Below are 22,266 nucleotides of genomic sequence, written 5' to 3' on the forward strand. Positions count from 1 at the left end.
AATGATTGATTACATGTTCCGCTATCGAGGGTCAAACCAAAAACATTTCCCGTATAACATCTTGCCGTTCATGCGCATGAACGGTTAATCTCCCCGGGAATCTGAAAACGGAGAGCCCATGACTTTCAGTCTCGACCATTCCGAATCCAATTGCACGTCTTCCCGGCCCGGATGCGAGTATGCCGAATTGCTGGATATGCTGCCGCTCATGGCCATGGTCGCCGATTCCGGCGGCAATGTGTTGCAGGTGAACCGTTTTGCCAGAGAGTGGTTCGGCTATTCCGAGGCGGATTGGGAGGGCGGGATTCACTGTACCCGTCTGGTTCATCCTGCGTATCGGGACAAGGTCATGAAAGCGCTTCTCGATGTACTGCAGGAACGGGAGATTGTCTGGTCGACATTTCAGGGAATGCGGCGTGACGGCACTTCCTTCGGATTTCGTTTTGCGCCTCGTCGCATCTCTGTGGACGGTAGCGCCGCCGTGCTCTGCCTCGCATTTCCCGGAGAAGAGGAAAGGGCAATCGAAAATGCCGGGAACAGGGGGGAGAGATACTACCGGAGTCTTTTCGAAAGCACGGGGACAGCCACGGTCATCGTGGGCGGCGATGCTCGCATCCTGAGTTGCAACATGCGGTTCGCCGAACTGGCCGGGTATCCGGTGCAAGAGATGGAAACCCGGATGCACTGGACCGACTTCGTGGCGTCTTCGGACGTGGAGCGGATGCGGAAGCTGTATCGGCAGCGTTCCCTGTTTCCGGACCAGACGCCGCACGACTATGAATTCACGCTGGTCGGGCGTGGTGGTCGGCGTCGGCATGTCCGGCTGTACGTGGACATGATCCCCGGGACCGACGACCGGGTTGCCTCCCTGGTCGACCTTACCGCACAGCATCGGAGTGAAGCGGCCTTGCGCAAGAGCAGGGAACGGTACGAACTGGTGGTCAGAGGGGCCAATGACGGAATATGGGATTGGGACCTGACAACGGATTCCGTCTATTTTTCCCCGCGCTACAAGCAGATTCTCGGGTATGCCGATTCGGAATTTCCCAACCATGCCGATTCGTGGAAGTCGCATGTGCACCCGGATGATCTGGCTTTGGCTCTGGATGCGAACATCGCCTGCATCAAGGGGGAAAAGCGTCAGTTCGAAGTGGAATACCGCATGCGGCACAAGGATGGTTCGTATCGCTGGATTCTGGGACGGGGGGCCAGCTCCCGGGATGAAAGCGGCAAGGTCTATCGACTGGCCGGGACGCATACGGACATGACCCAGCGCAAGCGGACCGAGGCGGCACTCCGGGATTCCGAATTGCGGCACAGCGCGTTGTCCAATGCCACGTTCGAGGCCATTGTTCTTTCCGAGGACGGGTATTGCATCGAGGCGAACCAGTCGGCGTGCGACATGATCGGATGCGAGCTTGACGAGTTCGTGGGCACGAATGTGCTGGACTGGCTGGATGAAGGGTCCAGAGACGTGGTCAGGCGGCACATGTCCATGGACTATTCACCGCCGTACGAGGCGCTGGTCAGGCGCAAGGACGGCTCGCTGTTTCCCGTGCAGATACAGGGCAGGGTGTTTCCCTACAAGGACAAGCTGATCCGCGCTTCGACCGTGCGGGACATCAGCGAATGGAAGCGTGCCGAGCAGAAGTATCACGCCATTTTCGAGCGGGCCAACGATGGCATCTATCAGGCCACGCCCGAGGGGGTGATTCTCACGGCCAATCCCGCCATGGCCCGGATTCTGGGGTATTCCACTCCCGAGGAACTCATGAGTCGGGTGCGCAACATCGGGATACAGTGCTACCATGACCCGAGCTTGCGGAACCATGTCATGAGCCGGCTTCGCGATTCCGGCAGCATCGACCAGCTCGAGGTGGAGCTCCGCCGGACGGACGGAAGGAAAATCTGGGTGTCGGCCTCGCTCAAGGGAGTGATCGGCGCTGGCGGCGAACTGACCCATTACGAGGGGTTTCTTCGGGACATTACCGAGCGCAAGCTCAACGAGCGGACCTCGCTGGCCATGTACAAGATTTCCCGGGCCGTGAGCACTACCCGGAATCTGGAAGACCTTTATCGTACCATTTACGAAATTCTCACGGAAGCCGTTGATACGCCGAACTTCTACATCGCGCTTCTGGACGAGGAAAACGACCGGATCGTCTTTCCCTTCTTCTGCGATGAAAAGGACGAGATGCTGGCCATAAATGATGTGAGCAAGCCCGGGAACGGCTCGGTTACGCTGGACGTGATTCGAACGGGCAAGCCGATTTTCCTGACCCGCGATCAATGCAACGAAGGCATGGCCCGCGGCGAGATGCGCGTGGTGGGCACCCTTGCCGCAGTCTGGATCGGGGTTCCCCTGCGCATCAACGGCAAGACCCGGGGATGCATGACGGTTCAGCATTATCACAATCCGAATCACTATTCGGAATCCGACGTGAACTTCATGGTGGCCGTATCCGAACAGGTCGCTCTGGCCATCGAACGCAAGAGCAATGAGGAAAAGGTGCGCAAGCTCAACGCCGAGCTGGAGGTCATGGTGGAGCAGCGCACTTCGGAATTGCGACAGCGCACCGCCGAGCTGGAACAGGCCAATGCCCGGCTCAAGGAACTGGATCGCATCAAGTCCACGCTGATTTCGTCCATATCGCACGAGCTGCGTACACCGCTGACGTCGATTCGCGGTTTCGCCAAGCTCGCCGGGCGCGATTTCAGCAGGTATTTCATGACGGACGCCTCGCTGGATGAACTTGCCGTGAGAAAGGGCAACCGCATCAGCGACAATCTGGAGATCATTGAGACCGAAGGCATGCGGCTGACCCGGCTGATCAACGATTTTCTCGATCTGAACCGCATCGAGTCGGGCAAGGAGACATGGCATGATCTGCCGCTTGATCCCGTGGTCATGGTGCGGCAGGCCGTGAATGCGGTTCGCGGCCAGTTCTCGGCCAATCCGAATCTGAGCCTCGTCACGGATTTGCCCGCCGAACTTCCGGCCATTCATGCGGACCCGGACAAGATTCAGCAGGTGCTGCTCAATCTGCTGGGAAATGCCTACAAGTTCACGCCGTGCGGGAGCGTGACCGTCAGTGCCAAAGCGGACGCGAGCATGCTTACCGTCATTGTTGCCGACACGGGGGCCGGAATTCCCGGGGAGGATCTGCCCCGCATTTTCGAGCGGTTTCACAAGGCGACCATGGGCGATACCCTGCGGCACACCACCAAGGGAACCGGGTTGGGCCTTGCCATCTGCAAGGAGATTGTCGCCCATTACGGCGGAGTGATCTGGGTCGAATCCGAACTCGGCAGGGGCAGTGAATTCTCATTCACCCTGCCCTTGCATCAGGGGAATTGAGACGTCTGGTCGCCCGCTTCCAGCATGGCGTCCAGCCACGCCGGGTTGTAGCCCTTGAGGTGGCGGCCATTGATGATCACGTGCGGGGTGCCCGTGAATCGCCAATCGGCCACGGTTTGCACGTGTCTGTAGAATTCGGGCATGGTCATTCTGGCGAACGTCTGGAAATCCGTGGTGCCGAATTCTTCGGGAAACGCATCCCTGAATTCCTGAAACACCTTTCGGGCTGCCTGTTCCTCATCCTCGTCCGCGGGGGGAGTCAGCGTGTAGGCCAGATTCAGCCCTTTGATTCCCTTGCCCTTTTCCGCCAGAAAGTCGGCGCAGGCTCCAGCCATGTCCGACCCGGCGTATCCCACCAGCGAGACATGCACGACGCGCAGGGTGCCCACCCTGTCCCGGGAGTTCTGCAGAAAGTCATAGGTCCGGCGGCAGTGGCGGCAGAATGGGTCGGAAATGAGAATGACCTCGACCGGACCGTTGCCGAAAGCCAGAGGATGTGCCAGCTCCGCAAGTTGTTTCTCCACGTTGGCCGACACGGCGTCAAGCTTGGACAGATCGTATTTCCCGGCAAGGGCGGCCGGGACCATGGCGAGAATCAGGGCAAAGGCCAAAACAAGTCGACGCAGCATGAAAACCTCTTTGGATCGGGATGGAGGGGCAACCGGTTCGGCATAGCAGAACGCAGCCCCGGACACAATCCGGCCCGGCGATCAATCCTCCAGTCCGCAGAGCATGAACCCGAGAATGGGGGCGCATTTCCCCTGGCATGAAGCAGAGAATTCACCGTGTTTCCGTGTGCCGGACCGGTTTTCCCGGCCCATGTAGAATTCGGCCAGTCCGATGGGGCGGAGATTGTTGCAGGCCGCATGGTTCAGCAGCTTGGGCGCGCAGCAGTCCCCGGTTCCGGTGGGCATGTTGCCTTTGCCGAGAAACGCCTCGCGCATGGGCAGGCTTTGGCCGCGAAAATTGTGCAGCGTATAGAGGTCATGGATTCTCCGCATCAGATTTCTGGACAGTCTCCTGCGCTCCTCGTGCAGTTCCCGATAGTGCTTCTGATCCGGGGAAAGAAATTCCAAGGCCCGTCCCAGTCGCTTGATTCGGGCTTCGGTGTCACGGGTCACGCTTTCGAACCGGGCCGGGTCAAGCACGGGCGGAACCCAGCCAGCCACCTGCCACATTCCGTTGTACTGGCCGGAAAAGGCCTTGAACGTCAGTTGTTCGCGGTGTTGCGTCTCGCAGACCATGACGCCGAACATCTGGCCCCGGGCCGGGCCGTGCAGGTAGTTTAGGGAGAGGCGCGGGTCTGCCTGACCGTCCCGGACTGTCAGGTCGATGCGGCCTTGGGCCTCAAGTTCGGCCATGAGCGCGCGGCAGGCCTTCAGGGCCGGTTCGGCCGGGAGCGAATGGTCCCGGCCGCAGCGGGCGCAGAAGCCGCGGCACCCGATTCGGGTTGCCTCTTCGGTCATGCCTCCGCCTTCCTGTGCAGGTCGCTTCCCAGTTCCACCACTTCCTGCCGCCATGCGTACCCCTTGTAGCTCTGCCGGAAGAACAGGGAATAGAGCACCGGGCAGAGAACCAGGGTCAGCACCGTGGCGAATGCCAGACCCGACATGATGCAGTTGGCCATGGGCCGCCACATTTCCCCGCCCTGCAATGACAGGGGCACCATGCCGATGATGGTGGTTGTCGCGGTCATGATGATGGGCCGTGCGCGCTCCAGTGCCGCCAGCACGATGGCGTCGGTCAGGGCAATCCCCCGGCTCCGCTGTATCTCGATGCGGTCGATGAGCATGATGGCGTTGTTCACCACGATGCCGAGCAGGGAGATCATGCCGAGCAGGGCCATGAATCCGAAGGGGGCGTTCGTGGCGAGCATGCCCGCGGTGATGCCGCAGATCATGGGCGGCAGAGTCAGCAGGATGATGACGGGCCGACGGAACGAATTGAACTGGAAGATGAGCACGAGCACGAGCAATCCCATTGCCAGCGGCATGTTCGCACCGAGCGCCTCCTGAGCCTCGTCGCTCTTTTCGAATTCGCCGCCGTATTCCATGTAGTAGCCATGGGGCCAATCCTCGCTTTGCATGAGGGCCTGAATCCGCGGCCGGGCCTGAGCCACGATGCGGTCGGCGTAGAAACCTTCCAGCACATCGGCCTTCACGGTCATGGTCCGTGTCTGATCCCTTCGACGGATGTCGGACGGTTCCCATGTCAGTTCGGTGCGTGCGATCTGGCTCAGGGGAACGGTCTTGCCGTCCTTGTAGGAATACACGTTCATGCTGTCGAGCTTGTCCAGCCGATTGCGGAACGAGTCGTCGCTGCGCAGGATGATGGGGATGATGGTATCACCGTCCCGGTAGTCCGAGGCCTTGAGTCCGGACATGCCGGTTTGCAGGCTCATGGCCACGTCGTAGCTGGACAGTCCGGCCTGACGCGCCTTTTCCTGATCCACCACCACGACCATCTTCTTGGTCCATTGGCCCCAGTCGTCCCATATCCGTTCCACGCCCGGGATGTCGGACAGGATGTCTTCGATTCTGTCCCGAAGCACATACAGGGTCTTGAGGTCCGGGCCGGAGAGTCGGAGCTGGACAGGCGCGCCGACGGGCGGGCCGTTCATGAGCTGCTTCAGGCTGAATTCCGCGTCCGGGAACTTGTTCTTGAGTTCGGCCCGGGTGCGGTCCATGACCTTGCGCACGTCCGGAATGGTATGCGTGTTCACGATGAGCGTGGTCAGGTTGCTGTTCTTCTGTTCCAGATTCAGGCTCAGATACCAGCGGGGGCCGCCGTGACCCACCACGGAACCCACGCTTTCCACGCCCGGGTCTGCGAGCAGGAATTTCTCCAGTCGGGCGGTGCGGCGTGCCGTGGCCGTGATGTCCGTGCCGTAGGGCTGCCAGAAATCGATGGTGAACTGGGCGCGTTCATTGGGCGGAAAGAACATCTTGGGCACGAAGCGAAAGCCCCAGATTGCGGTGGCGCAGGCCGCAAACACCAGTGTCAGGAACAGGATGCGTCGCCTGAGAAAGAACAGGAGCAGATTTCGGTACCAGCGGTATATGCGGCCCGTGAAGGTCTGAATCCGGATTTTCGGTTTGAGCAAATAGAAGCACATCATGGGGACCATGCTCATGGACAGTCCCCAGGAGCAGAACAGGCTCAGGGACACCACCACGAACAGGGAAAAGCAGAACTCGCCCGTGGCGTTTTCCGCCAGAGGAATAGGCAGGAACGCGAAAATCGTGGTCAGGGAAGCGGTGAGCAGGGGCATCCAGAGTTCGGATACGGCTCCGGTCACGGCCTTGAGGCGATCATGTCCGGAAGCGAGGCGTACGAGGATGGATTCCGACACCACAACGCCGTTGTCCACCAGTATGCCGAGGGAGATGATGAGCGAGGCAATGGAGATGCGTTGCAGGCCAACGCCGAAATAGGGCATGAGCGAGATGCAGCCCAGCATGGCCATGGGCACCAGCGATCCCGCGATCAGGCCGGTGCGCAGCCCTGCGAACACCAGAATGACGATGATCACGAAGCCGAAGGATTCCAGAAGGTTGATGATGAAGTCCGTGACCGCCTTGTTCACGAATTTTGGCTGAAATGTCAGCACCTCCAGGTCAAGCCCGTGGTACAGGGTGGGCCGGATTTCATCCAGTCTGGCCTGAACCCGTTCGCCGAGCTCCATGATGTTGCCGTTGTCGACCATGGAAATGGCGAGCAGCACGGCAGGCTTGCCGTTGAAGCGGATCATGGTGGACGGGGGATCGGCATAGCCACGGGTGATGGAAGTCACGTCCGACAGGCGGATGCTGGACTTGCCGCCTTCGGGCCGAATGGAAAGACCGGCCACGTCACGTACCCCGGCGAATTCGCCCGTGGGTTCGATGGTGATGCGTTCCGGGCCGATCAGGGCGCTGCCGCTGGGTCGGATCGTGTTCTGGTGGTCGATCATCTGGGCCATGGCAAACGGGCTGATCCCGGCCGAGGCCATGCGGGAGTTGGAAAATTCCACGAAGATGCGTTCGGCCTGCGTGCCCCAGCGCTCCACTTTGCCCACGCCCCTGATCTTGAGAATCTGGTCGCGGATCACGTCGGCCTCGTCCTTGAGTTCCCGATAGGTGAACCCGTCGCCGGTCAGGGCGAGGCAGATGCCGAACACGTCGCCAAACTCGTCATTGATCATGGGCGGGTAGGCTTCGGGCGGAAGATCCGGAGTCGCATCCGCTACCTTGTTGCGCATCTTCTGCCAGACCGGTTCCACGTTCTTGACCGATTCGTACAGCTCCACCTTGATGATGGACAGGCCGGTCATGGATTCCGAGGACACGATCTTCACGTCGTCCATCTCGCGAATCTTTTCCTCGATCTTGTCCGTGAGCAGTTCCTCGACGCGTTGCGGAGACGCGCCCGGAAACTGGGTGATGATCAGGGCGGCACGAATGGTGAAATCCGGGTCTTCGTCCCGCCGGATGTTCAGGAAGGTGACCAGCCCGCCGATGGCGATGAGCAGGAATATGGTCAGTGCGGTGCGGTTGTTCTTGATGCACCAGTTGGCGAGGTTCATGGTCAACCCTCCAGATCGTGCGGCAGGAGCCGCACCTTGAGCCCTTCACTCAGGGCGTGCACGCCCCGGATCACCAGCACGTCGCCGGACTCGAGTCCGTTCCTGATTTCAATGCCGTAGGGCGTCAGGGGGCCGGGATCGACAACGCGGGCATGAACCGTGGAATCGGATTCGTCAACGACCCATACCGAGCGGGTTCCGTCCGGATCGCTGCGCAGGGCCGCCGGAGGAATCACGATGCGCGTGTCCTTGCCCTGTCCAAGAAACGTGACGTGGCCAGTCATGCCGCTGCGAATCGCCTGATCCTTGTTGTCCAGATGGACTTTGACCGGATAGGACGAACCGCCCAGCGCGCCCATGCTGATTTCCGTGACCCGTCCGGTCATGCTCCGGTCCGGCAACGCGTCAAAGGACACGGTGACCTTGTCGCCCTCGGTGACCATGGCAATCAGGGTGTCCGGCACGGAAACGTACATTTTCATCTGTCTGCCTGCAGTCAGGGTGGCCACGGTCTGGCCTGCGGACACGTTCTGATGCACGTTGACGGAAACCGATCCGATCCAGCCGTCGAATGGGGCCGGAAGCGTTGTGTAACTCAGGTGCTTGCGAGCAATGTCCAGCTTCTTTGCGGCTGCGCTCAACTGGGCTTCGAAGGATTTGAAATCCGCTTCGGCCTGATCCAGTTCGCTTTTGGAAATGACCTTGCGTTCGAAGAGTTGACGGATGCGCTTCACGTCCGCCTTGGAGCGGATGAAATTGGCACGAACCTGTTCCAGGTTTGCCTGTGCCTGACGCAGCTCCAGCTCGTAATCCGTGGGGTCGAGCTGGGCCACGGTCTGGCCAGTCTTGAACTGGCGGCCGATCTGGTCGCCCGGGAAGCGGATGATTTTTCCGCTGACGCGGAAGGAGAGATGGGACTCCAGTGCATCCTCGGCTGTTCCGGCAAAGGTCCAGAGCTTGCCTGCGCCGGACGGGTCGAGACGAATGGCCTTGACCGGGCGGATGGGCTTGTATGGGCCAGCCTTGGTATCCTTGCAGCCTGCCGCCGGAAGCAACAGAGCCATTGCAAAAAGAAGCGTGATGAAATTCTTCATTGCCTGTTGCCCTCCGGCAGGCCCACGAACAGCCTGATGCGGGTGCTCAGGACCTGGGCTATAAGGTCTATTTCCTCGGGGCCGTATTTTTCGCACCCCAACTGTTTTCTGATCACGGGATGAGCGTCCACGAACTTGAGGCACATGCCGATGATGGCGTGTCCGACCACATAGCGTTCCCGCTGGGAAATGCCGGGCATGGCCGCAGCCAGAAGGCTGCCCAGAGTCCTGAACGAGGGATCGAAGAAGTGTTTTTCCAGTTTCGGAAAGAATTCCGATTGATTGGCCAGCTCGCGAAGGATGATGAGCACGGCCAGATTCGTGGCGGGTTCCGAGAGGATTCCATGCATGTAGTAGTCGACGAACCAGCCCAGAACATCGCTCAGGGCATGGGGATCACCGTTTGCTTCCGCGATTTTCTTTTGAATGATCGCGTCCTTGGGGAAAAGTTCCTCTCGGCGTTCGATGATGTAGTCGAGGATGGCCTCGTACAGTCCAGCCTTGCCTCCGAAATGGTAGCTCACCGTGGCGAGGTTCACATCGGCTTCGCGTACCAGTTCGCGCATGCTTACGCCGTTGAAGCCCTGAAGCGCGAACAGTTTTGCTCCGGTCAGGAGCAGCTTTCGGCGGGTTTCCTCACCCTGCGCCTTGCGTCCCTTGCTCCTGATTCCTTCAGCTGTTTTGGTCATGAGCTCCCCGTTTCGTCGAATCTGTTTTCTGTCGGTTTCCTGATTTTGAAAATACGCTTTCCTTGTGGATAAGTCAAACGTTTGTTTTGGACGAAGAGGTCGTTTGCGAGATGGAGGCTTTGAAGAAATGTGTCCTGATTCTGGAGTGATATACTGACGGAAGTGTGGAACGAATGCGCGAGGAAGGAAAAAATAACAGTGTGCGCGAATGAATCGCGAGAACGCGGTCCGACCTGTGTGGCAAGCCGGGCCGCGTTCTCGCGGTCGGGATCAGTTTTCCGGAACCGGACTGCGGAAGTCGTCCCGGACCGAATACCGGGTGGCAGGGCCCTTGCCGGATTTGGTGAGCATGCCCTTTTCCATGAGGTTCTGGATGTCGTAGATCGCGGTTCTGGAGGGCAGACCGCCGCCCACGGCTTCCTGATAGTCCTTGCGGCTGAAGCTCGGCTTGGCGATCAGCTCGGACCATGCCGATTTCTGCCGGGGGTTCATTTCCTCGTGAAACGACGGGAAATCCGGTGCCGGAGGCGGTGGTTCCACTGCCTTGGGTGCATCCGGGGCTTCGGTTTCCGGAGCCGGGGCCGTGGTGAGCATGGCTGCATCCGGATCCGGAATGACGTGCAGGTCTTCTTCCAGACGGATTTCCTCGGCCTGAATGGTTTCGGTTTCGGCCATGACCGCGGCGCGCGTGATCACGTTGACCAGTTCGCGCACGTTGCCGGGCCAATGGTAGTTGGAGAGCTTGCTGAGTGCGCCCTTGCTCAGGCCGAGGCGGTTTCTGCCCGTGAGATGTTCGGCCTGCATCAGGTTATGCACCGCGATCAGGGGCACGTTTTCGATATGATTGCGTAGCGAGGGGGTCTCGATGGAAACCACCTTGAGCCGATAGTACAGGTCTTCTCGGAAGGTTTCGCGTTCGATCATCTCGGACAGGTCCATGTTGGTGGCCGCAATGATGCGCACGTCCACGCTGATTTCCGCGTCACTGCCCAGAGGCTTGATCTTGCGCGTGGCCAGCACGCGAAGCAGGGATTGCTGCACCTTGGGCGAGGCAGACTGGATTTCGTCCAGAAACAGGGTACCGCCGTTGGCTTCGGAGAACGCGCCGTTGCGGTCGGTGCGGGCTTCGGTGAACGCCCCCTTCTTGTGACCGAACAGGGCGTCCAGAAGCAGGTTTTCATCCAGCGCGCCGCAGTTGATGACCACGAAGGGGCTGCCCGCCCGCACGCTGTTGTTGTGGATGGCCTCGGCCACGAGCTGCTTGCCCGTGCCGGTCTCGCCCGTGATGAGGACATCCACATCCACCTGGGATGCCTTGAGGATGTCCGACTTCAGTCGGGAAATGATGGGGCCCGTTCCGACGATTTCCGGCATGTCCCCGTCCTGCGCCTCTGCCAGCACCTGCCGTTCCCGGGCCAGTGAAGCGCGTTCCCGCAGGTTCACGCTTTGGATGGTCCTGTCCTTTTGCCGGATTTCCTCAAGCTGGGATTTCACCTTGCGGATGATGCCGTTGATGCTGGACGTGAGCATGTCGATGTCCAATCCGCTGTAGGGAAGCCGGATTTCCTCCAGCTTGTCCGGCGAGTCGAATTCGTTCATGCGTGCCGTGAGCTCCCGGATGGGCCGGAACAGAATCAGTCCGAGCCAGTAGATGAGCAGGGCGATGAGCGCGATGGTCAGCAGGGTGAAGAGCAGGGTCGCATCCATGTATTCGTATCCGGCCACGATGGGGAGCTGGCTGCGGTCCACATAGACCACGCCTGCATAGACTCGGGAAGGTGCGTCGCCTCCGGGGCTGTAGCACACCGGTGCATAGGAAAAGAAGTATTCCTTGACTGCCGAGTCCGTATTGGTCTTGTCCTGCACGCGGTTCAGGCCCTGCCCGCCCCGGCGGATGGCCTCGACCATTTCCCAGTAGTGACTGTATGCCGAAGTGGGGCGAAACGCGCTTTTGTGTCCGGGCTTGCCAAGTGCTCCTTCATAGCCGGTTCTGGCAAGGTAGGTGGTCAGCGGTGATTCGGGCTTGTCCGTGCGTTCCGACTGGAACAGGATCCAGCCTTCGGCGTCCACCATGAAGTTGAAGCGGAGCTCGTCGCTTCGGGGAAACGCCCAGAGCGGGGACTGATCCGAGTTGTACAGGGACAGGATGTTGCGCAGATGGCGGGCATCCAGAGAGAGCATGAGCAGCCCGGCCGGATGCGTGTCCGAGGCCGGGACCTGGGTGAAGAACCGGATCACGTGTTCCTTGAGACGCTGGTTCTCATTTCCCTTGGCCGGAAACGGGAATTCCACTTCCATGACAGGGGATATGTCCACCATGCCCGGCTTGAGGTTCTTGAGTCGGTCGAGGTCCAGCATGGGGTCCGGGGATACAGAGGGAAACTTCTCGCGGGAAGGAATCGCAACCGTGCCGGAATGTTGGGCCAGATATGTGGAATCGTTGCCTACCACGGGAAGAAAGGCGAATTCCATGTATGCCGGACCGCCGGAAGCGACCGTGCGTTTCAGAAGGGCGGCCATGGCATTCCGCGAAAGATCGCCTTGCGAGAAGAAGAGCAGGTCTCCTCTGGCTCTTTCCAGGGCCCGTTCGATCTCGTGGGTCATGGCGAGGTTGCGCATGCGCACGTTGCGGTCGATGGCTATGTTGATGAACCGCTCGGCCACATGATAGTTCAGGTATGCCGCCGAAATAAGGATGAGGACGACCGCGGGGATCAGGGCGATCATGAGTTTGCCCTTGAGGCCTATCCGGCTGAACCTGACCGAGTGCAGAGAGAACCATTGGAACGGGGTTTTCCAGTTTTCGCCCGACATGACGCCGCCTTTCTGTGAATGCATATTCAATAATCAAACACCTTTCGCACTAGGAGAAGTGCGGCCACCTTGTCAAGTCGATTCCGGCATGTTGATTGCTTTTTCTGTATAAAAACGCAAACCTCATGAAGGGCTTGCATGTGGTTGCTGGTCAACTTATTGGAATCGATAGACGTTTTTTGGCAAAAGAGTTTGCGAAAATCGCGCATGCTATTGCGCAAAACCGTGGTTGGCACGATGAAACACGAACAGTATAGAAAAGCGCGTCATCACATTCTCGCGGGCATGATCGTCGTGCCCCTGGTCCCGTTTCTGATCTCCCTTGCCGTGGGCTACTACTCGTATTCGGCAACGATCGAGGAAATGGCGTTTTCCTCGCTTCGGCAGCAGTCCCAGTATCATGCCCGGAAGATCGGGGATTTTCTGCACGAGTGCCGGTCCGATCTGGATTTGGCTCTGGCATTGGCCCCCATGGAAACGCTTCGTTCCCAGCAGGGACTCATGGAACTGTTTCACGATCTGCAGTCCTCCACATCCGCGTTCATCGATATCGGGGTCATCGACGGTTCAGGGCGTCAGGTGGCGTATTTCGGCCCATACGAGCTGGAGGATCGCGAATATGCGGACGCGCTCTGGTACGTGAACGCCCGGCGCACCATGTCCTACATCAGCGACGTGTATCTGGGATTCCGCAACGAGCCGCACGTGACTCTGGCTGTGGCCCGGGAACGCATGGGCGAGATATGGGTCATGCGCGCGACGCTCAACCCCCTTGCCCTGAGTTCGCTGGTGGACAGTGCGGCTCTGGGCGGCGAGGCATACATCGTGAACCGCAAGGGCGTGCCGCAGATCAGCAGGCTTTCGAACGGCGTGATTCTGGAGCCGGACGGGCTTGAGTATCCCGAGCCGGCCGCTTCGACGCATACGTTTCGCCTGAGCGACAGGGAAAACGACTACATCTACGCGGCCTCCCCGCTCAATGACGGTCGCTGGCGGCTCATGGTCCGTCAGGAGGAGCACGAGGCCTATGCTCCGATCCAGCGGGCCTCGGTACTCATCGTGATCATCATGCTTATCGGCGGTGGAGCCATCGTGGGGCTGGCCGTGTACATCAGCGGCAGAATCGCTGCGAGCCTGCGGAGCAAGGACGAGGCCGTGTCCGGATTGGAAAACCAGCTTTTCCGGGCCGCGCGTCTGGCCGAGCTCGGGGAGATGTCCGCCGGATTCGCCCATGAAATCAACAATCCGCTTCAGGTCATGAAAAGTGATCTTGCGCTCATGGAGTTCGTGGCCGGGGATATTGCGGAAAAGACGAAGGGTCGGTGCGACGGCGAAATAGCCGAGCTGCGGGAGATCGTGGAGCAGCTCATGCTTCAGATTCGGCGGTGCGCCGGAATCACCAGAAAGATTCTCAAGTTCGGCCGGTACGGCGAACCCGTGCTGGAACGCATCGACCTGGTGGAATACCTGCCCGGCGTGGGCGGTCTGGTTGAAAAGAAGGCCGCAGTGCACGGCATTGCCATGCATTGCGACGTGGCCCCGGACACGCCTGCGGTCAAGGCCGATCCGGGGCAGTTGCAGCAGGTCATGCTGAATCTGCTCAACAATGCGATTCACGCTCTTGTCGATCAGCACGGCTCAAGAGGCGGAATCCTTGACATCAAGGCTGTTCGCGACGAGCAGGGCCGGGTCAGAATCACGGTAGCGGACAACGGAACCGGGATTCCCCGGGACAATCTGGAGCGAATCTTCAACCCCTTCTACACGACCAAGGCCCCGGGCAAGGGCACCGGGCTGGGCCTGTCCGTGTGCTATGGCATCATCACCTCGCTCGGAGGTGAAATTTCGGTGCAGAGCGAAACGGGCAAGGGAACCACCTTTGTCATTGTCCTGCCTGCCTCGGATTGATCTGGCAATCTGTATTCCGATCACAATGAAACGGCCGGGAATTCTGCAATTCCCGGCCGTTTTGCTGTTCATGGGGTTTGCTGGTCAGGGCGCGGCAAAGAAGTCCTGAAGGTATTCCACCTTGTCCTGAAGTTCGCGCTGATTTTCCTTGTCGCCGGTAATGGGTCGCCAATGCGAGGAAGCCCGGGCCAGAGCGCCAGCCAATTGCCAGTTGTGGCGGTAGTGCGATCCAACCAGTGTGTCCAGCGCCGAGCGTTGTTCCCCGGTGATCCACTTCAGCGGCAGATCGTTCAACCTGTCCTGCGTGATTTCGATGGAGTGCAGCTTTGCCGACGCTATGGCCAGTTCCAGCTTTTGGTCCTTCAGGAAGCTGTGTTCCTGCATTGCGGACTTGAACTCAACGGCATTGGGAAAGAGCTTGTCGCGGAGCGGTTCAAGCTGCGATGTGTCCACGTCGGAACGGGCCAGCCGCGTCATGGCGTCTGCGGTCAGGCTGTAGCGGACCGGCTTGAACGTGGTCTGCTGAAAGACGTTTTGCAGGAAGAACAGGGAAACAAAGCAGATGAGCGCGGAAATGACCGGGGTCACGGCCCAACTGCTGCATATGGCTCCCACGGTGCGCCAGCGGATGGTGCGGCCGCCCTTGAGCAGGCCTATGCCGATGACCGCGCCCACGATGGCCTGTGAACTGGATACCGGTACCAGAGGGATCGGCGGCAGGCCCCAGGACTTGAGCACCGTGTTCAGGCCCTGCGAGGAGAAGATGGTCAGAACCAGTGAATGGGAGACCACCACGATGAACGCGGCAACCGGGGAAAGGCGCATGATTCCGCCGCCGCCAACGGTCATGATCACCTTCTTGGAATAGGTGAATACGCCCAGAGCGATGGACAGCCCGCCGAGCAGGAAAAGCTGCTGTGCCGCATTCAGGGTGAACAGTCCGAAGACGGATATGTCCTGAAAGTTGGAGATGGGCACGAAAACGCCCATGACCGTGGATATGTTGTTTGCGCCAAGTGCGTAGGACCCGAAGATGCCTGCCAGAAGCAGCCCCATTCTGGTCAGGGCGTCCTGCATCAGCATGTGCGGTTTGCACAGGGAAAGGCAACTGCGGCAGATGAGATACAGTGTCATGGAGAACATGGCGGCAAGTACCGGACAGAAGACCCAGGTCGACAGGATTTGCGTGAGCGCACCATAGTCGATGAGGGACTGGGAAAACAGGTTCCAGCCGATGATGGACCCGACAATGGTCTGGGACGTGGAAACCGGATAGCTGGCCTTGGTCATGAGAAACATGGTTATGGCCGAGGAAAGGGCCACCATGAATGCCCCGGCAAGGGCGTTGACCGAGCCGAGCTTGCCCAGGGTCTGCGTTGCTCCGGCACCGCTGATCACCGCACCGAGAATCACGAAGACACTGCACCAGATGGCGGCGGTGCGGAATCGGATCATGCGTGTTCCCACGGCCGTGCCGAACACGTTGGACATGTTGTTCGCGCCCAGCGACCAGCCGAGGAACAGCCCGCTGGAAAAGAATACGGGTGTCATGAATGCCTCCTAGAGCGACCGCTTGATCACGTAGATGCTGAGCCTGTCGGCCACGTCCTCGGCCGCGTCCGCAATGTTGTCGATGCGGCGGGCGAAATCCCGGAGCTGGTTGCGGAAGGCCAGTTCCACTCCGGGCATGCGGTATATCTTTTTCTGGAGGCGCGTGTTCACGTAGTCGGCCTCGGATTCCCAGGCAGAGACCTTGTGCAGGGTGTTGGCCACCTGATTGAGATCCGTGAAAAAGGCGCGTGACGACAGCACGATGGCCTCCACGGCTTCCACGACATAGGCGCAGAGATTGTTGGCGTCCTCGTGAAGCGGTTCGGGCACGGCGGGTTGCTGGATGTCGAACTGCCACATCACGGCCTTGAAGCGATCGAGCAGGGCGTCGAGGTTTTCGAGAAGTTCGAGCACGTCGCCCCGGGATTCCGGGATCAGGGTCTTGGTGTACATGTCCCGTTCGATCTCGCGTCTGAGTTCGTCGCCCAGATGCTCGGATCGACCGATGGCCTTGAGTTTGTCGTTGAAGGTGTCCATGTCCCCACGAAGATAGGCTGCTACCCCGAGTTTGAAGGTGATGCCGGATTCGCTGAGGTAGTTGAAAAATTCGTCGATGCGCTTGATGAGTCGTACTTGGCGGCGAAGCAGCTTGAATTCCATGTGGGTCTCCTGTGGTCGATTGGGCGTCCCGGCCAATCCGGGACGCCCGCCGTGTTAAGCCTGTAGTTGTGTTTCGGGTTGCATGCCTACCGGCAGCTCTGTGGCTGCTTCGGATTTTCTGTCAGAATCCGTACGCAACATATCCTGAATCATTTCCATGAGTTCTTCGGAAAGTCCAGTCAATGCGGAAACCGCTTCGAAGGAACTGTTCATGCCGGTAAGGGATTCCTGGGCAATGGTGTTCACTTCGTCCACGGCCTGATTGATCTGTTCCGCGGAAGCGGATTGCTGTTCCGCAGCCGAGGCTATGTCCGTCACCTGCATGGTGTTTGCCTGAACGAGTTGCACGATTTCCTGCTGGGATTGGCCGGATTCCGTGGCCAGCCGCGTGCTTTCCTCCACGGCTTCCACCGCGTCGTGCATGTTCCTGATGTTGTCGCCGGTAGCCTCGCGGATGGAATGGATGCTGCGATCCACTTCCTGCGTGGCCTGCATGGTCTTTTCGGCCAGCTTGCGGACCTCGTCCGCGACCACGGCGAATCCCTTGCCCGCTTCGCCTGCCCGCGCCGCCTCGATGGCCGCGTTCAGGGCGAGCAGGTTGGTCTGGTCCGCGATTTCGTTGATCACGTCCATGATTTCGCCAATGGATTCCACCTGACGTTCCAGATTCTGCATGCCGTCACGCATGTGGTCGGTGTGTTCGTTGACCACGGCGATGGCCTTGACCGCGCATTCCACGAGCTCCGCGCCCCGAGTCGCCTTTTCCTTGGCGTCCTGGGCATTGGTGGAGGCGTCACTGGCGTTTTTCGCCACCTGAAAGACGGCGGCGTTCATCTGTTCCATGGCAGTGGACGTTTCCCGCATGCGCTGGGTCTGCACCTGCGCGCCCTGCTGCACCTGTTCGATCATGGCCGCGAGTTCCTCGGCGGATCGGGCGACCCGGCCGGAAAAGTCTTCGGCCAGCACTGCGGATTCCTGCATGCGTTCCCAGAGCAGCCGGACTTCCTGTTCCTGACGTTTGGCCTCTTCCATGGCCTTGCGGGCGTTTTCCGCCTGCTGCTGTGCTTCGATGCGTTGTTCGCGCACATCTTCCAGCTTGAGTTTGAGTTGTTCGACCATTGTGCTGATGTCGTTTCTCAGCATGTCGAATTCCTTGGAGAACTTGCCATCCGCGCTGGAGTCGAGGTCTCCGGTGGAAACCGCATGGGAATATTCGGTCAGTACCTTGAGCGGCTTGGTCACGCCAAAGAAGACCCAGAGAGAAATGATGCCAAGAATCGCGGCCACCGCCACTTCAATGCCCACGATCCAGTAGTCGACCATGTTCTGGATACGTTCTTCTTCCGCCTGGAAATGATCGCGCAGCGCCTTGACCGCGGGTTCGAGCTTGCGGCCGTTCTCGATGAACTGCTGCACGAAACTGGTTGCTTGCGTCTTGGCCTGCACCAGTTCCCGGAAGGCATCGTAATACGCGGTCAGCGTGGCCTTGAGGTCGAGCTTGGTCCCCTCGGGCAGGATCATGTCATCCACGAGTCCGACAAGGCGGTTGTATTCCTTGTTGGTCTTGTCCACATAGACCTGCGTGCCGCGGATCAGGTAGTTTTTTTCGTGGCGGCGGACCTGAAGCAGGGCGATGAGCGCCTCTTCCTTGTCCAGCGCCTTGAGCTTGCGTTCCATTGCTCTGGCCGCGCCGATGAACACCGCGCGCAATCCGTCGGACTCGGTGAGCCCCACCTTGCGTTCGATGTTGACCACGCGGGTGAAGCTTATTCCGTATGCTTCAAGGGATTTGGCTATGATTTCCCGATCCCTGGCCGTGGCATTGGTGTCACCTGCTCCCGCAATGTAATTGAGCGAAGCCTTGGCATTGCCCAGAGCGGACTGGAACCGGGTTGCGTATTCCTCGTCCCTGCGGAGCAGGAAGTTCTTTTCCTGTCGTCTGCATTGCAGCACCGCGAGGTTGCAGGACTCGGAAGCCGTCTGTAGGCATTGAATTCGGCGTGTCTCGGTTTTTCCCACGATGTTTGCGAGAAAAACAAGGACAAAGCCGGCAATGGACACTGAGAGCAACAAGATGAGCTTTGATCTTACGGACATACCTGCAGTCCTCCCTGTCGGATCATGATGGTTCCGGTTGCGATCAAATCCTTGAGCGCATCACACACATTCCTGTCAAAGGCCGTTCCTCGCATTCCCATGACCGTGTCCAGAGCCAGTTCGAGCCCCAGCGCGGGCCGGTACGGCCTGTGCGAGGACATGGCCTCCAGCACGTCGGCCACGGCAATGATCCGTGCGCCGATGCACAGGTCCTCGCCCATGACTCCGTTCGGATAGCCGCTACCGTCCAGACGTTCATGGTGCTGGTGGATGATCTGGCCCACCGGCCAGGGAAAGGGGATGTTCTTGGTTATGTCGAGGCCGGTTTCCGGGTGATCCCGGACAAGGGCCATTTCACTGGGGGACAACCGGCCGGGTTTGTTCAGGATGGCCATGGGAATGCGAATCTTCCCGATATCGTGCAGCAGTCCGGCCATTCTGATGGCCTGAATGTCGTTTCTGTCCAGTCCCATGCGCACGGCTATGGCCTGTGCACACATGGATACCCGAAGCTGATGACCCGCCGTGTACAGGTCGCGTTGTTCCAGCGTCGTGGACAGGGCCTTCACGGTTTCTTCCAGCAGGTTGTTGAGGCGGCCGTGGCTGTCCTTGAGTTCGTGTTCCACGCGTTTTCGTTCGGAAATGTCGCGGGAAATGGCGGACATGGCCTGAACATTGTCGCCCTGAAAAATGGGAGAGTAGGTGACGGAGACCGGGAATATTTCGCCGTTGCGCCGTTTTCGATAGGTCTCGAACCGGGAGGTTGACTCCCCGGCCGCACATTTGGCGAGGATGGCGGCCATCTCCTCCTTGCGGGAATCCGGAACCATCACGTAGACCGAATGCCCCAACAGTTCCGCGGAGGAGTAGCCGTAGATGGTTTCCGCACCCTTGTTGGCCGTACGGATCGTCGCGTCGTGATCAATGCTGATGATGGCGTCGTCCGTGGTGTTGATGATCGTGGCCAGCCGACTGCACTCCTCCAGAGCGCGTTTGCGTGTGGTCACGTCCGTAAGTACGGCGACTATGCCGCTTCTGCTCATGTTCGGGTCGGCCTTGGCCAGCCTGAACTTGAATTCGAGCGGCAGGGACTCGTCACCTTCAAGTGTCTTTTCAAATGTCATGGACGAGGCTCTGTTGTTTCTGAACCTGTCCAGTTCGTTCAAAATGCATGGGAGCAGCATTTTTTCCATGCGTTCAACCCCCTGTCCCGGAGACTCTGTTTCCTTGTCGGCAAAAGCCTGCATTGCGCGAACATTTGCATCGGCGATGCAGTTGTTCCGGGTGATGACGATTGCCGGTTGAGGAAGGTGCTTGAATAGCGTTCTGTATTCCATTTCTGTCATGCCGAATGCGGTCTCCGCACCGCTGTTGCAGTTTGTGCCCGGGGGGAAGGCGTTGTGATGCCGTGGACAAAGGCAAAATGCGTTCCAAGCGATATGCCGGATTTTATATGCTGATATGCTTGGATATAAATCCCGGCTGGGAAAACAACGATTTCTCTTGCCGGAAATGCCGGGAGACAACGGCGAGAAGCCGTAAGTCGCTTGCGCGTTCTTTTCGTGCTTTTTTCTCTCCCGCGCGTATGGATTGCGTGAATTTGGATGATGCAGGTGTGCCGGATGGCGGGACGTGGGCCTCCGGTGCTGCGCATTGCGAATACGGCATGTTATAAATGGAAAAATAAAGTCATGTTTTTTCGAGCTGTTATCAAGGGCCTGCCAAGAGCTTTTCCGAGGTGACTCGGGGCTGTCCATTTTTAGTGGATTGAGGCGGCCTGTTTGACCTTTTGCCTTTGCACGACGCTTGCGAATTCATGGCAAAAAGTTGCGCGATGTCCGTTTTGCGCTTTCCCCAAGCGTGCTGAATCCTTTGTTTCCCTAGTATTCCAGTCTGTTGTGGATTTTTCCGGGTGAGGACATGTTCCGAGGCCTGCCCGTCGATGAGGATTCCCAGCCCGATCCGCACATCGGTTCTGCCAGGTCCATTCTGGCACAAAGTCTGTTTTTGCATGAATAAATACAATAAAAACAGCTACTTTCATGTGGCATAGTGATTGCTTTGTATCCATGCATGAATGGAGGTTCAGCATCGCGTAATGGCACATGCGAATCAAATAAGTAATCCCCATAGAGATAGTAAAACAACGCATCAGAGAGTGTAGACATGGAAGCTATGAAGATAATGCTTGTGGATGATGAAGAAAGATTGCTTCAGACCACGAAAAAACTCTTCAACAAGATGGGGATTGAAGTCATTACCACCACAAACGGTGAAGAGGCTGTCGATCTCATAAACAAGGAAAACATTCATGTCGTTTTCATGGACATCAAGATGCCGGGAATCGACGGCATGGAGACACTCCGCAAGATAAAGAAGGAAAACCCGTTGGTCGAAGTCATTATCCTCACAGGCCATGCAACCATGGAATCGGCTGTGGAAGGATTGAAACTCGGCGCAATGGATTACCTTATAAAGCCCCTGAGCATGAAGAACTTTCTCGAGAAGGCTGAAGACGCGTTTGAAAAGGTCAAAAGGCAGAAGCAAAAAATCCTTAAGGCCTGCCGGACCGAGCTGCCGGTTGCGGGCAGGGACACGGAAAACACCGAGAGGAGGTAGCAATGTCGACGAACATAAAAGTTCTGATGGTCGACGACGAGGAGCGTTTTCGCACCACGACTGCGAAAATACTTGCCAGGAAGGGGTTCGAGACGATCCTCGCCGAAAGCGGCGAGCAGGCGCTCACCATGCTGTCCGAGAACCCGGACGTGGTTGTCCTGGATGTTCGGATGGCAGGAATGGATGGACATGAAACGCTGACCAGGATCAAGGCTGCCAAGGCCGACCTCGAGGTGATCATGCTGACCGGACACGGCGATTTGCCGAGTGCGCAGCAGGCCCTCAAGAGCGGTGCCTTCGACTATCTGGCCAAACCCTGCGACATCGATCTTCTCGCCGCCAAGATCGAGGACGCCGTGGCTCATGGCGGCAAGCACGTCTACAAGGAAAAGACCGCAGCCGAAGTGATGATTCCCATCGAGGATTACACGGTCATCGATGAGAACAGCACGATCAAGGATGCCATCCTTGCCCTGCAGGAAGCCAAGAAACGGCTGCTCGCCACGGACAGGCTCATCGACTCCGTGCATCGGTCGGTTCTGGTTCGCCGTCGCGACGGTTCGCTGGCCGGCATTCTCAGCCCCCGGAATCTGATCGGCGCGGTTCGCCCCGAGTACCTTTCCGCCCCCAAACCGTCCACGGCCGACAGTCTTCAGTACTCGGCCATGTTCTGGCAGGGGCTGTTCACCTCCCGCACCCGTGAAGTCGTTGCTCAGCCCGTGAGCAGCTTCATGTCCGACAACCCGCCTTCGGTCGATGCGAAAGCCAACCTCATGGACGTGGCCGACACGTTGGTCACCAACGGGGTCAGGCGGCTGATCGTCACCGAGAACGGCAAGGACGTCGGCGTGGTCAGGGAACAGGAACTCTTTTTCGAAATCTCGCGGATCGTTTCCGCAAGCTGAATCGAGC

Annotated in this window: 14 protein-coding genes; 4 read left to right on the top strand and 10 right to left on the bottom strand. The window is 58.7% G+C overall.

Going from position 1 to position 22,266, the window contains the following annotated elements; genetic code table 11:
* Positions 1–118: 118 nt before the first annotated feature.
* Positions 119–3,358, top strand: a complete 3,240-nt coding sequence (locus MPN23_RS16695) for a PAS domain S-box protein (protein ID WP_243545368.1) — start codon at positions 119–121, stop codon at positions 3,356–3,358.
* Here MPN23_RS16695 and MPN23_RS16700 read toward each other — a convergent pair.
* From MPN23_RS16700 to MPN23_RS16725, 6 genes are all read right to left on the bottom strand, one after another.
* Entirely contained in the window at positions 3,346–3,987 is a 642-nt protein-coding gene (locus MPN23_RS16700) for a DsbA family protein (protein WP_243545369.1), read from the bottom strand. The genes MPN23_RS16695 and MPN23_RS16700 overlap by 13 nt on opposite strands.
* An 81-nt stretch (positions 3,988–4,068) precedes the next feature.
* A complete protein-coding gene (locus MPN23_RS16705) occupies positions 4,069–4,824 on the bottom strand; it encodes a hypothetical protein (RefSeq protein WP_243545370.1) in 756 nt (251 codons plus the stop codon).
* Positions 4,821–7,922, bottom strand: a complete 3,102-nt coding sequence (locus MPN23_RS16710) for an efflux RND transporter permease subunit (protein ID WP_243545371.1) — start codon at positions 7,920–7,922, stop codon at positions 4,821–4,823. Before MPN23_RS16710 ends, MPN23_RS16705 begins: the two co-directional genes overlap by 4 nt.
* Positions 7,923–7,924: 2 nt before the next feature.
* The gene (locus MPN23_RS16715) at positions 7,925–9,016 is read right to left on the bottom strand and encodes an efflux RND transporter periplasmic adaptor subunit (protein ID WP_243545372.1); all 1,092 of its coding nucleotides are present in this window, start codon (positions 9,014–9,016) and stop codon (positions 7,925–7,927) included.
* Positions 9,013–9,705: a TetR/AcrR family transcriptional regulator gene (locus tag MPN23_RS16720; protein WP_243545373.1), complete on the bottom strand. Its 693-nt coding sequence runs from the start codon at positions 9,703–9,705 to the stop codon at positions 9,013–9,015. The genes MPN23_RS16715 and MPN23_RS16720 overlap by 4 nt, the downstream gene beginning before the upstream one ends.
* A 270-nt stretch (positions 9,706–9,975) precedes the next feature.
* A complete protein-coding gene (locus tag MPN23_RS16725; protein WP_243545374.1) occupies positions 9,976–12,519 on the bottom strand; it encodes a sigma 54-interacting transcriptional regulator in 2,544 nt (847 codons plus the stop codon).
* Between the two features lie 237 nt (positions 12,520–12,756).
* On the opposite strand from MPN23_RS16725, the gene MPN23_RS16730 reads away from it, so the two are divergent.
* Positions 12,757–14,427 (top strand): sensor histidine kinase, encoded by a 1,671-nt coding sequence (locus MPN23_RS16730; RefSeq protein ID WP_243545375.1) that lies wholly within the window; start codon positions 12,757–12,759, stop codon positions 14,425–14,427.
* 84 nt (positions 14,428–14,511) lie between these two features.
* Here MPN23_RS16730 and MPN23_RS16735 read toward each other — a convergent pair whose 3' ends face one another.
* The 4 genes from MPN23_RS16735 to MPN23_RS16750 form a co-directional block, all read right to left on the bottom strand.
* Positions 14,512–15,978 (bottom strand): inorganic phosphate transporter, encoded by a 1,467-nt coding sequence (locus tag MPN23_RS16735; RefSeq protein ID WP_243545376.1) that lies wholly within the window; start codon positions 15,976–15,978, stop codon positions 14,512–14,514.
* A gap of 9 nt (positions 15,979–15,987) precedes the next feature.
* Entirely contained in the window at positions 15,988–16,638 is a 651-nt protein-coding gene (locus tag MPN23_RS16740) for a DUF47 domain-containing protein (RefSeq protein WP_243545377.1), read from the bottom strand.
* A 54-nt stretch (positions 16,639–16,692) separates the two neighbouring features.
* The gene (locus tag MPN23_RS16745; protein WP_243545378.1) at positions 16,693–18,591 is read right to left on the bottom strand and encodes a methyl-accepting chemotaxis protein; all 1,899 of its coding nucleotides are present in this window, start codon (positions 18,589–18,591) and stop codon (positions 16,693–16,695) included.
* Between the two features lie 134 nt (positions 18,592–18,725).
* Complete coding sequence (locus MPN23_RS16750; RefSeq protein ID WP_243545379.1) at positions 18,726–19,859, bottom strand: HD domain-containing phosphohydrolase; 1,134 nt, start codon at positions 19,857–19,859, stop codon at positions 18,726–18,728.
* 1,042 nt (positions 19,860–20,901) lie between these two features.
* Between MPN23_RS16750 and MPN23_RS16755 the strand changes: the two genes are divergently transcribed.
* The gene (locus tag MPN23_RS16755) at positions 20,902–21,354 is read left to right on the top strand and encodes a response regulator (RefSeq protein WP_243545380.1); all 453 of its coding nucleotides are present in this window, start codon (positions 20,902–20,904) and stop codon (positions 21,352–21,354) included.
* 2 nt (positions 21,355–21,356) lie between these two features.
* Positions 21,357–22,259: a CBS domain-containing protein gene (locus tag MPN23_RS16760; protein WP_243545381.1), complete on the top strand. Its 903-nt coding sequence runs from the start codon at positions 21,357–21,359 to the stop codon at positions 22,257–22,259.
* Positions 22,260–22,266 lie beyond the last annotated feature (7 nt).

The sequence above is a fragment of the Pseudodesulfovibrio tunisiensis genome (assembly GCF_022809775.1).
Classification (GTDB): Bacteria; Desulfobacterota; Desulfovibrionia; order Desulfovibrionales; family Desulfovibrionaceae; genus Pseudodesulfovibrio; species Pseudodesulfovibrio tunisiensis.